This is a genomic window from Corynebacterium sp. TAE3-ERU2, assembly GCF_019209955.1.
In the GTDB taxonomy this organism is placed as follows: Bacteria; Actinomycetota; Actinomycetes; order Mycobacteriales; family Mycobacteriaceae; genus Corynebacterium; species Corynebacterium megadyptis.
This window is the reverse complement of sequence record NZ_JAHUTL010000001.1, coordinates 552,985-564,928: the sequence shown is the minus strand read 5'-3', so window position 1 is coordinate 564,928 and position 11,944 is coordinate 552,985. Positions and strand designations below refer to the sequence as shown.

Below are 11,944 nucleotides of genomic sequence, written 5' to 3'. Positions count from 1 at the left end.
CCTTTCCTCTAGTGCCTGAAACCAACGGCCCAGCCAACTATTCACTGGCTGGGCCGTTGTCGTGTGTATGCCCCTAGAGCGCTGGGTCAGCGCCGGGCAGCTCCCATGCGGCGGAGAGGATCTCCATCGAGTGCAGCATCGCCGCATGCGACGGCGATTGCAGCGAGATCATGAGCTCATCAGCGCCGGTGCGCTCCTGGAACTCCGAGAGGTAGCTGCGCACCTCGGGCTTCGTGCCGATCGCGGTATAGCGCATCATGGTGCTCACCTGCTGACCCGCATAGGAGTGCAGCAAGGCGTCGAGCTGTTTTTCGCTGAGCTCGCGGCCGCGGGCGGCGAGCGACTTCACCCGACTGCGCCGCACCTGCTCCCAGTCCTCCTGGGCTTGGGCTGTGGTATCAGCGGCCGTCACATTCACCGCGGCGATCACATAGGGGTCGGGATTAACGGCACTCGGCTGGTAGCGCTCGCGGTAGACAGCGATGGCCTCATCGAGGTGCTGCGGCGCGAAGTGCGAGGCGAAGGCATAGGGCAGGCCGAGTTGTGCGGCCAGCTGGGCGCCAAAGAGGGAGGAGCCGAGAATATACAGCGGCACCTCAGTAGCGGCGCCGGGAATGGCCTGCACGCCGGGGATCCGGCTCTCCCCGGAGAGATAGCCCTGCACTTCGGCGACATCCTCGGGGAAGCGCTCGGCGGCGCGAGGGGAGCGTCGTAAAGCCTGCACAGTGCGCTGATCGGTACCCGGGGCACGGCCCAAGCCCAGCCCGATACGGCCGGGATACATCTCCTCTAGGGCCCCGAATTGTTCGGCGATCACCAGTGGCGCGTGATTCGGCAGCATCACTCCGCCCGCCCCCAGTTTGATGGTGGAAGTATGCGCGCCCACGTGGGCGATCAGCACGGCCGGGGCGGAGGACGCGATACGCGGCATATTGTGGTGCTCCGCGTACCAGATGCGTTCATAGCCGAGTTTCTCTGCGCGCTGCGCAAGCCGTACCGAGCGCGAGAAACTATCGCGAGGCCGTTCCCCGTCGTAGACGAGGGCGAAATCGATGAGTGACAGCGGAATCATGCGTGCCTTTCTCATGCGGGAGTAGTGCTTTCACCCACTGTAGAGAAAAGGCCCACACGTGGTGGGCCTGAGTCTCAGCTTATCGACGCCACGCTGCAGGCGCGCGGCGCGAGGGCTTTAGGATTTCGCGGAATCGGGGGTGTCCGTATCGCGCAGCTGCTCGGCGTCCTCTTCGCTGAAGTCCACGGAATCATCCTGCACCAGCGAATCGGTCACTTCCTCCTGCACCGCATCGGAGAGGTAGTCATCGGAGATCTGGGAATCACCCATCAGCTTCTCCATTTCCGCTGCGTGATCGTCGGTGAATTCCTTATCCGGGTGGTGCTTACGGTAGGCGAGGTCGCGAATCTTATTGCGGCGCTTCGACTCCGAGGCGATCTTGCGGCGATCGCGGAGATAGAAGATCACCAGCACGGCGATGAGCAGCAGGCCGAGGTAGCCGAGAATCGGGTAGACCTTCGCCATCAGGGAACCGAAGCCAATGAAGGAGATGGCGTAGCCCACCAAGGTGGTGATGATGAAGTAGAGGCGGAACTTAGACTGCTTGCCCGCGGAGAGGCGGCGGCCCAGGGCGTAGAACATGCCGATAGCGGAGTTGTAGATCATCGCGTAAACGATGAACACCGCGATAATGGCCATCACCGGGTGGATCTCCTCGAAGAGGGTGAGGTTGGGCACCGAGGAGCCCTCCACCTTGTCGGCGCCGAGGAAGAGCGTCACCGAGATCATCACCAGCAGCACCGTGTAGGCGATACCGCCCACGAGCCCGCCGAGGGAGGATTCGCGCGGGTCGAGGTAGCTGCCGCCGATCACGAGCACCATGGAGATCGCCATGATTTCCACCAAGCCCGCGTAGTTAATGGCCGAGAGCCACCACGGACTGATGGGGGATTCGGCCTGCACGGCCACATCGTTGAGGCTGGACAGATCGTCCGGCAGGTTGAACATCATGTAGGTGAAGGCGATGATCACTGCGATGATCATGGCCGGGGTGAGCGCGCCAATCACGTTCGACACCTTGTTGATGTCGAGGAATCCCGAGGCAATCACCAGCGCCAGCATGACGGTGGAGCCCACCCAGGTGGGCCAGCCGAACTGCTGGTTGAAGGTGGAACCCGCGCCGGCGAGCATCACGAATCCCAAGCTGAAGAGGGTGATCATCACCGAGACGTCCATGAAGCGGGCCACCCACTTCTTGGAGATGTCTTGGAATACCTCGTTGTGCTCGTCGGCCAGGAAATAGCTGCCCAGCTGGAGCGAGAGCATGCCGCCGATGGAGATGAGCAGCCCGGCCAGCACGGCGCCGGCGATGCCGATGGAGCCGTGGGAGACGAAGTATTGAATCGTTTCCTGGCCGGTGGCGAAGCCGGCGCCCACGAGCAAGCCAATGAAGGCAAGCGTGATGGATATGACGCGTTTAAGCATGAATGTGTTCAGTCCTTAAAGAAGAGAAATACAAGGCGCGGTGGCATGCGCCCTGCTCAGCAATAGCAGGGCGCAGTGCACGAGACTCACTAAGACTCAAGAAACCGCTCTTAGCATGCAACCCAGAAACTGTCTTGAGCAGCTAAAACGCAAATAGTTGTTATCTGATTGTTATTAAAGCAGAGGAAACTGTGACGTGCGTTTCTTGTTAGTTTTGCGCAGCTAATACGGGTGATTGTGTCGCCCTTCAGCGTACCCGTGCGGGCGCATGTGTCGGCGGGTGTGTCTGGGCGAGTGGATTCTTTCTCGAGTAGGGGAGGGGCTTGGCAGAACTGGTGTGCTTGGATTCGGTGGCCGAGAACGCTAGGGGTGAGTGTCTCGCAGAAGGGATAGTAGGTGGTCAGGCACAATTACACTATGTCCTCGGATCTTTCGTCTCCTTCATCCAAGCATGGCCAATGCACACAACTGACAGGGCGGGTATATGACGTTCGGGAACTGGACTCAATCGCGATCATTCTCGTAGGAGAGTCGAGTCTCAGGGGGCTTTATCGCCTTGGGTTTGCCGATGGCAGTGTCTACGTTGGGCAATCCGTGAATGTGGTCTCTCGCTTTCGCTCCCACCGCAGGCGGTGGAATGACATCGTGACTTTCGAGTTTTTCGCGCTGCCGGAAGGCGATTTAGACGCCCCAGAGAGGGCCCTTATTGCTGAGACTGAACGGGCATCATCGGTCCGGAATGTTCGGGATACGCAACGGCCCCACGGTGATGCCGATGTTGAGTTCACCTCTGTAGAGGGGGCCACCACGGTCCTGCCGTGGGATAGAGAGAAGCGAGTGCGTCCGGGAGAAAACGTCATCGGCAGGGATAGCAAAAAATTCTTCCAACTCGCGAGGATGGTCGAATATGAGGTGCTCCGAGATCTCCTCGGATGGTTCATCTACGAGGCACTGCCTGACCCCTACAACACGCACAGGCACCTCTGGATAGCGTCGTGCTTGCCAGCGACGAATCGCTCTCAGTCACACCGAAGGCTGCTAGTGGTGAGTGCGGGAAACCTCGAGATCTTCGTTGTTTGCCAACATGTGGTCGATGGTGCAGCTGAGATCGAGTTGTTCATTAACACCGTGAGAGTCGATGGTGAGCTGGCCTCACTCCAAGATTCGGAGGGGCGATGGTATGTCGAAAACAGCGCCTATCCTCTCTCTGAGGTCACGCGCTGGCATTTCACAATGGAGGGGCTCGAAGGCGTCCTGACTGGGCTCGTTGATTTTCCGCACATCGAGCTGCTCCTGAATAGCGCATATCAGTTGAATGTTCGTCTGATGCGGCAAGGGGGAACGATGTTCGGGCGTTTTCACAATGAATTGCTCGCCAGCGATCTTTTAGCCGCCTCGCTGAAGTGGGGTAACGAGGAGTGGCGGGCAGCCATACGTATAGGTGAGGAGGCGGCCCACTGAGGGGCCCACAGCCGACACGAACCAGTGCTTCGGGTGTGCACTCAGTATGTGAGGGGGCGGTCGAGAGTGATAATCGCAGCTACGAGCGCGCCCCTTTTTGCGGATGGCCATCATGCAGGTTGTCGGCTGCCGGAGTGTGCGTGCCAGTTGGCACTGGGGCTCCGCAATAAAATAAGCCCCCGGACCCTGTTTCCAAGGCCGGGGGCTCATCGTCGGGGTGGCTGACGGGACTCGAACCCGCGACACCCAGGATCACAACCTGGTGCTCTACCAGCTGAACTACAGCCACCATCGCTGCCGTTTTCTGCAGCGAGAGTTATAGTAGCGCACCGCATAAGAAAAGCAAAAACTGCAGCTGGTATGGGTAATTGCTGGCGCCCAAGCGGCGGGGATGTAGCGCTCTCACTTGACGTAGGATGACTCAGTGATACGGTAACCCTGCTGAGAACCTACGGGTGCGCATGCTCTCACCATTCTCCGCGCGTGGGCGGGGAAGCGGGGAGTGTCGCACGCCCACGCCGCTTCTCTCCTCATATTCTTCTGGGCCCGCTATCGTGGGCCCCCGCGCTCCCCAAGGACCCCTCGTGTTCGATTATCTCGCCGCCAATCCATTGATTGCGCTGATGGCGATACTTGCCCTCGGCTATCTTCTGGGCAAAGTGAACGTGGCCGGCATATCGCTCGGCTCCGCCGCCGTGTTGTTCGTCTCCATTGCTTTCTCTGCGGTCGAGCCGGAGATCCAGCTCCCGCCGCTGTTGTACACCTTCGGCCTGGCGCTGTTTGTGTATGCCATCGGCTTGAGCTTCGGCGCGCAGTTCTTCGCGGAGTTCCGCTCCCGTGGCTGGAAGATCAGCGCCCTCGCCGGTCTCGTGCTCACCGGTGTGATCGTGCTGGCCTATATCGGCGTGAAGTTCTTGGGGCTCGACGCCGCCCAAGGCGCCGGCAGCATGACGGGCGCAGTCACCTCCACTCCTGGTATGGCAGCCATCGTGGAAACCATGAAGGCCTCGGGTATCACTGACCCCGAAGCGCTGGCGCTGCCCGTGATCGGCTACTCGCTGGCCTATCCGGGTGGTGTTCTGGGTCTGATCCTCGTGGCCGCCGTGGGAGCGAAGCTGCGCAAGGTGGATCACGTCGCAGACGCCAAAGAGGCCGGTGTGATCACCGAGGACCTCCACCTCACCGGCCTCGAGCTCGGCCCCATAGAACCCAGCACGGTCGCAGAGGTGCTGCGCCCCACGGGTGCTGAGGTGGTGGCTACCCGCCTGATTCACCACGAGGATCCGGAGAACCAAACCCTCATCACCGCGGATACCGAGGTGACGAGCGGCGATGTGCTGCTGATTCACGGCACGCAGGAGGAGCTCCGGCGAGCCACACACATCCTGGGCCGCGAGGTGCATTTCCCCATCGATGACCACAATCTCGATTATCGCCGCTTCTCGGTGTCTAATCCGCAGATCGTGGGTCGTACTATCGACGAGCTTGGCCTCGCGGAGAAGCGTTTTCTGATCGCGCGGGTGCGTCGCGGTGACTCCGACTTCATCCCCACGCCCACGACCCGTTTGGAATACTCGGACAAGGTGCGGGTCGTCACCCCGACCCACAAGATGGCCGAGGCCAGAAAGTTCTTCGGTGATAGCGAGAACGCCCTGGGCAACTTTGATTTCTTCCCCTTCTTCTTGGGGCTGCTCGCCGGACTCCTGGTGGGCATGATTCCGATCCCGATGCCGGGCGGGCTGACTCTCTCCCTCGGCTTCGGTGGCGGCCCCATCCTCGTGGGACTGCTCTTGGGCTGGCGGGGCCGGACCGGCCGGTTGCAGTGGATCGTGCCCTTCCAGGCCAACAAGATCTTCATCAATATCGGCTTGGCGCTCTTCCTCGCCGGTGTGGGCACCACCGCCGGCGCCGGCTTCGCCGCGGCGCTCTCTGATGTTGAATCCTTGCTCTACGTGGGCTTTGGTCTTGTTCTCACGCTCGTTGCAGCGATCGCCATGGCCGTCCTCGGCGCGTGGGTGCTGGGGGCGAAATGGGATGAAACCATGGGCATGGCCGGTGGTATTTCCACCAATCCTGCGATTATCGCCTATCTCAACGCGCAGACCGGCACCGATCTCGCCGCGCGGGGCTATGCCACGGTGTATCCGGTGGGAATGATCGGCAAGATCATCGGCGCCCAAGTGCTCTTCCTGCTGCTCGTCTAGGACCGCGGCAGACACACATAACGCCCGCTACCTTCACTCTGGGTAGCGGGCGTTGGTGGTGTTACTGTCCGAGATGCTCCCGGTAGCGCTCAACGGCCTGAGCGGCGGCGTCGCCACAGTTCTCCGATGTGGGGCCGGGATCGGCCACGAAGAGAGCGCGGCGATAGTAGTCGAGTTCGCGGATCGATTCCACGATATCCGCCAGTGCGCGGTGGGCGAGGCCCTTGTCCGGCTGGTGGTAGTACACCCGCGGCTGCCAGCGCCGGGCCAGCTCCTTGACGGAGGAGACATCCACCATGCGGTAGTGCAGCGCCGCATCGAGGGCCGGCATATGCGCCTTGATGAAGGCGCGGTCGGTGGCGATGGAGTTACCGGCCAAGGGGGCGGGGTGCTCGGGATCGCAGTGCTCCGCGATGAGCTCCAGCACCGTCTGCTCCGCCTCGGCGAGGCTGATAGTGGAGGCTGTGATCTCCTCGGTCAGCCCGCTGGAGGCGTGCATATTCGCCACAAAATCATCCATCTGGGCCAGCTCTTCTTCGCTGGCGTGCACCACGATGTCCACGCCCTCGCCGAGGATATTCAGCTGGGCGTCGGTGACCACGGCGGCGATCTCCACGATCACATGTCGCGCGGGATCGAGACCCGTCATCTCCAGGTCGATCCACACGAGGCGATCATATTTTGCGGGTAGCTGCGGCTCAGACATGGTCACGGAGGGCGCTTTCTAGGGTTGAGAGGAACAACAACGGTTAACCCATTCGAGCATAGAAGGAACCCATCAGTGGCGCGAGTAGGCCCGTCGGGGCCACCGTGGATACCGCATTCATGACCTTCGATAGCGGTCCCGGCACCACGCGGCGCCGGTTATTGGCCAAAGCCTCGAGGGTTTCTTTCGAACAGGATTCATAGGTGGTCCACAGGAAGTCGGGCACCACCTTGTCCACGATGGACTTCTCCTCCTCGGCGATCTCCGCCTCGCGCACCGGCCCAGGAGCCAGCAGGGTGCAGTGCACCCCAGTCTTGCGCAGCTCATAGTGCAGCGCCTCGGTAAAGGCGTTCACGCCCGCCTTGGTGAAGACGTAGGTGGCGTTATTCGGGATCGGCACATTGCCGGCCGCCGAGCCCACGTTGAGGATCGCGCCCTCGCCCCGCTGGAGCATGCCCGCCAGCACGGCATGGGTGAGCTCGAATACAGCCCGGGCGTTGAGCTCGAACTGATCCTGCTCATAGTTCCAGTCCTGATCGCGGAAGGCGCCGAAGCTGGCGATGCCGGCGGAGTTGATAATGATGGAAATCTCGCGCTGGGCCAGCTCATCCACCAGCTCGGCGCGGGCGTCGGCGCGGGCCAAATCAACAGCGCGCACCTCCACTTCCACGCCATGCTTATCGACGAGTTCTGCCGCCAGATCCTGCAGCACGGCCTCGCGGCGTGCAACAAGAATGAGGTTATGGCCCGCTGCGGCGAGATCCCGGGCAATCGCGCGGCCAATGCCCTGGCTGGCGCCGGTGACTACGGCCCGCTGCTGGGGTTGGGGGAGAGGAAGAGACATGATGAGGTGATGAGTCCTAATTAGTTGGAGTTGGCGGCGCGGTAGGAGGCGAGCACGTCGTTGCCAATAACGATATCTCCGAGACCGGAGCCCAGGTTCTGTGCCACCACAATGCCCTCGGGGCGATCGCCATTCAGCAGATCGCCGGTAGCGCCGGTGGCCTTGGGGTAGTCCTCGGCGATCTTCGCCGGGCGCAGCGCCTCGTACTGGGTGGGATCATCGGCGACAAGAGTGCTGGCGGCGGCCAGTTCCTTGCCCACCACGGTGCCATAGTCCAGCGGCAGCAGGGTCACATCATCGCGCACCTGGGCGGAGGTGATCTCCTGGCCCGGTACCCGCATGGCGAGGCCGGTGATAATCACCCCGGCGTCGCGGATCGCACCATCGCGATCCAAGGTGGGCTTCAAGGTGATGCCGGGAGTGTGCTCGGCGGCCCACTCCATCAGCGCATCGAGGGAGGAGGAGCTACGGCCCCACACGGTCATCTCCTCATAGCCGAGTCCCTCGAGAATCTGGGCATGCGAGCGGGCCTGTACCCCGGTGCCGAGGAAGGTCACATCACGGCGCTCCCCGCCGTCGATAGCGAGGCTGGCGCCGGTGACGGCGGCGGTACGGAAAGCGGTCAGCGGGGCGGCGTCGAGAATGGCGAGGGTGGAGCCATCATCTGGGTCGGAGAGCAGCACGCTGCCTTGGACGAAGGGCAGGCCCTTCTCTGGGTTGTTCGGGGTGAGTGTCACCCACTTGGTGCCAAAAAGATTGCGATCTGGCCAGGCGGCGGGCATCGAGTTGGAATAGGAGCGGCCCTCGCCGGCGCTCACCTGAATCTTCGGCACGGTGTTGGCCGAGCCATCAGCGATGGCGATCAATGCCTCTTTAATGGACTCCACGGCTGCGGCGGGGCTGGGCAAATGGGCTTCGACTGTGTCGTGATCAATAATGAGCATGCCGTCGAGCTTACTAAAACACTCCGGGTACCAAGGTGACACATGTCTCAGCCTGCGGGAATGCGCTGTGCGACCCCGCGTTTGAGGGAATGGGACGTCGGGAAGCGGGCAGCGTCCACCGCGGGCAGTGCGGATCGCCCAGAAAAAGTACCCCCGGCAGGACTCGAACCCGCGACACATGGGGTAGAAACCCACTGCTCTAATCCACTGAGCTACGGAGGTATATCGCTGCACGGGGCGCCGAGCGGGCGCGTGCACAGCGATGCCTACGTATGTTAGTCACCGCGCTGAGCAGCGCGCAAAAGGCGGGACCGCAGCGCTGGCTTGCGGGTGCTAGGAGGAATTGAGGTCATGGTCAATTAACGATCCTCGGGCTGGCGGCTATCCTAAGAACATGGCTGAAGCGACGAGCATCTCCGCTGGTACAACCGCACCGGCACCCTCGGCCCCTTCCTCCCCAGCGCGCCCCAGCAAGGCGCTCTACGTGCTATTTTTCACTACAGCAGGACTGGTTGCGGGCCTCATTTCATGGCAATTCCTGAGTGCCTCCCTAGCGGCGCTGGGTATTCCCGACCCCGGCCCGGCCACCACCGCCGGCCTGCCCTTTTTGCGCGCCGGGGGAATGATGCTGGCCGCGCTCGCTGTGGGCTCCTTTTATTTCAGCTCTTTTCTTACCCCGCCGCGTACCCAGCACGTCAGCGAGATGTACGTGGACAAACGCCGGCTGGCGGCGGCGGAGCAGCGCTCCCAAGCCAGCGGCTATGGCTATGAGTTTCACCGCGAATCAGAACTGGCCACCCGGCTGCGGGTAGCGGAACTCGGCGTGGATGGATCCTTGGCCAGCCGCACCGGTGCGGTGGCGGCACTGTGCTTCGGCATGATCGCGGTGGCGATGGTGCCGATGTATCTCTCGGATGTCTCCGGCGAGCCGCTGTGGCAGGCGATGAAGCCGGGGAATTGGTCCATCGCGATCTCCCAGGTCTCCACTTCGCTGGCTTGGATTGTGGTGGCCTGCGTCGCCCTGGTCGTCGGGCTGGGGGCGCTCTTGAGCAAGAAGTGGATTATGCAGCCAGTGTGGCTGCTGCTTTCGGTGCTCATGATCGTCCCGCTGGGTATGGAGGGGCACTCCGCCAGCGGCGGCAATCACGACTACGGCACGAACTCCTATCTCTGGCACCTGCTGTTCATGGTGCTGTGGGTCGGTGGGCTCATGGCGCTTATCGCACATGGCCGCCGTCGGGGTACCCACCTCGATATTGCTGTTCGACGCTATTCCCCGCTCGCGCTGGTGGCTGTCATCGGCATGACGCTGTCCGGTCTGCTCAACGCCGCTGTGCGCATCGACTTCTCGGACTGGCTCACCTCCGGCTATGGCCTGTTGATTACCGCCAAGGCCGTGGGCGTGGTGGTGCTCGGTCTCTTCGGCTTCGCCCACCGCCGCATTGCCATCCCGCGGCTGGAGCGCGACCCGAATGATCACCGCACCTTCCGCCGCATCGCCATCGTAGAGGTGCTGGTGATGGGCGCGGTCACCGGTGTTGCCGTCTCCTTGGGCCGCACCCCGCCGCCTCCGCCACTGGTAGCGGATATCAACACCATGGATATCCAGCTGGGCTACAAGCTCTACGAGGAGCCCACCATCTGGAATGTGTGGACGATGTGGCGCTTCGATATCGCCTTCGCCACCTTCGGGCTGATCCTCGCGGGACTGTATATATACGGTCTCATCAAGCTGCGCCGCAAGGGCGAGAGCTGGCCGGTTCGTCGCAGCGCCTGGTTCCTGCTTGGCTGCGCCACCCTGGTGATCACCATGAGTTCGGGTATCGGCATGAATATCCCGGCCACCTTCTCGATGCACATGGTCGGGCACATGATCCTGTCTATGACCATCCCCGTGTTCTGGGTGCTGGGCTATCCGCTGCAGCTGGCGTTGAAAGCCAATGAGCCGTCGACAAGCGATGTGCCGGGGCTCTATGAATTCGCGGAGATCGCCCTCGATAACCCCGTGCTGCGGGTGGTGGTGCACCCAGTGTTTAACACCGTGCAGTTCCTCGTGATCTTCTATCTGATGTATCTGGTGCCGAGCCTGTACGAGGTGGCGATTTCCGAGCACGCCGGACACCTGAGCATGAATGTGCTGTTTTTGTGGTCGGGCTACATGTATTACTGGGACATCATGGCCACCGACCCGCTGCCGGTGCAGCGCTCGCCCATGTCGAAGACGGCGTGGCTGACGTTCTCGCTTCCTTTCCACATGTACTTCGCGGTCTATCTCATGCAGACCCAGCAGGTGATGGGCGAGGAGTTCTACAGCACCCTCGGCTTGCCCTGGGAGGTGGACCTGCTTTGGGATCAGACCGTGGGCGGCGGAATCGCCTGGGCATCCGGCGCATTCCCGCTGGTGATCGTCTACATTGTGGTGCTGCGCAAGTGGCTGACCGCGGATCGCCGCGAGTCCCGCGCCTATGACACGCAGGCGGATGCCACCGACGATGAGCAGCTCGAGGCCTATAACCAGTGGCTGCAGCAGGTCAGCCGCGGTGAGGACAGGCAGGACGACTACCACAATAAGGACATTTCGCGGCCGCGCCGCCGCTAACACTGGATCTGTGGACTAGGGCCTGTGGATAACCTCAGCCCCGTGGGGGTGGGCGAGGCAGTTATCCACAGGCCCTCGCGCTGTCTCGGCCCGGCGATCGGGCAGATGGGCCACTCTGGTGATCGCACGCAACACAGAACACCAGAAAGGACCGTGCAGCTATGCCAATGATCCAAACCACTCTGATGGGCAATCTCGGCACCGAGCCCGAATACCGGCTATTTCCCAGCGGCAAGGAACTCACCAAGTTTCGCGTCTGCTCCTCCAAATCCCGCCAAAATGAGCAGGGAGACTGGGAGCAAGTCAGCGAGCTGTGGGTGGATGTCGAATGCTGGGGCCGGATCGCCTCCCCAGCCGCACACGCCTTGCGCTGCGGCATGAGCGTGATTCTTGTCGGCCACTTCTATACCGATGTCTGGGAGGTGGAGGACAATGGGGTGACCTCCAAGCGCAGCCAGGTGAAGTTTAAGGCCCAGTTTGTTGGCAGCGATGTCACCCGCTCGCTGCTGCGCGTCGGCGCGGGCAGTGAGGATAGTGCGGCGGATACCGCCGCGGATAATCGCGCCGCCGCCGCGAAAGCGCTGGGGGAGGAGGCCGAATCCGTGCCCTTCTAAGCCCGTGGTGCAATGTAGGTGCCCGCGCTGGAACTCATGTACCCTTTAAGGCGGCTAGCAGCGTTTTAGCCCTGC

At 62.0% G+C, this 11,944-nt stretch carries 9 protein-coding genes and 2 tRNA genes; 4 read left to right on the top strand and 7 right to left on the bottom strand.

The genetic code is table 11. The features are described from left to right. Positions 1-73: 73 nt before the first annotated feature. Positions 74-1,072: an LLM class flavin-dependent oxidoreductase gene (locus KRX12_RS02465; RefSeq protein WP_218365575.1), complete on the bottom strand. Its 999-nt coding sequence runs from the start codon at positions 1,070-1,072 to the stop codon at positions 74-76. Positions 1,073-1,189: 117 nt separating this feature from the next. After that, positions 1,190-2,497: a hypothetical protein gene (locus KRX12_RS02460; protein ID WP_218364205.1), complete on the bottom strand. Its 1,308-nt coding sequence runs from the start codon at positions 2,495-2,497 to the stop codon at positions 1,190-1,192. A gap of 645 nt (positions 2,498-3,142) precedes the next feature. Here KRX12_RS02460 and KRX12_RS02455 point away from each other — a divergent pair. After that, positions 3,143-3,958, top strand: coding sequence for a GIY-YIG nuclease family protein (locus tag KRX12_RS02455; protein WP_370625518.1), 816 nt, complete (start codon positions 3,143-3,145; stop codon positions 3,956-3,958). 216 nt (positions 3,959-4,174) lie between these two features. Here the strand turns inward: KRX12_RS02455 and KRX12_RS02450 are convergent. After that, positions 4,175-4,247 (bottom strand) — tRNA-His (locus tag KRX12_RS02450). 295 nt (positions 4,248-4,542) lie between these two features. Here KRX12_RS02450 and KRX12_RS02445 point away from each other — a divergent pair. Beyond that, positions 4,543-6,162 carry an aspartate:alanine exchanger family transporter gene (locus KRX12_RS02445; RefSeq protein ID WP_218364204.1) on the top strand — a complete coding sequence of 540 codons (1,620 nt, stop codon included), beginning with the start codon at positions 4,543-4,545 and terminating at the stop codon, positions 6,160-6,162. Between the two features lie 61 nt (positions 6,163-6,223). On the opposite strand, the gene orn is transcribed toward KRX12_RS02445, so the two are convergent. From orn to KRX12_RS02425, 4 genes are all read right to left on the bottom strand, one after another. Further along, complete coding sequence (gene orn / locus KRX12_RS02440) at positions 6,224-6,868, bottom strand: oligoribonuclease (protein WP_218365682.1); 645 nt, start codon at positions 6,866-6,868, stop codon at positions 6,224-6,226. A 43-nt stretch (positions 6,869-6,911) separates the two neighbouring features. Continuing rightward, on the bottom strand, positions 6,912-7,712 hold the full coding sequence (cmrA, locus tag KRX12_RS02435; RefSeq protein ID WP_218364203.1) for a mycolate reductase: 801 nt from the start codon (positions 7,710-7,712) through the stop codon (positions 6,912-6,914). 20 nt (positions 7,713-7,732) lie between these two features. Next, positions 7,733-8,656 carry an ornithine cyclodeaminase gene (locus KRX12_RS02430; RefSeq protein ID WP_218364381.1) on the bottom strand — a complete coding sequence of 308 codons (924 nt, stop codon included), beginning with the start codon at positions 8,654-8,656 and terminating at the stop codon, positions 7,733-7,735. A 148-nt stretch (positions 8,657-8,804) separates the two neighbouring features. Next, positions 8,805-8,878 (bottom strand) — tRNA-Arg (locus KRX12_RS02425). 172 nt (positions 8,879-9,050) lie between these two features. On the opposite strand from KRX12_RS02425, the gene KRX12_RS02420 reads away from it, so the two are divergent. Together KRX12_RS02420 and KRX12_RS02415 are read left to right on the top strand one after the other, a co-directional pair. After that, a complete protein-coding gene (locus KRX12_RS02420) occupies positions 9,051-11,255 on the top strand; it encodes a cytochrome c oxidase assembly protein (protein WP_255549104.1) in 2,205 nt (734 codons plus the stop codon). A 161-nt stretch (positions 11,256-11,416) separates the two neighbouring features. After that, positions 11,417-11,869, top strand: coding sequence for a single-stranded DNA-binding protein (locus KRX12_RS02415; protein WP_151640901.1), 453 nt, complete (start codon positions 11,417-11,419; stop codon positions 11,867-11,869). Positions 11,870-11,944: the final 75 nt, after the last annotated feature.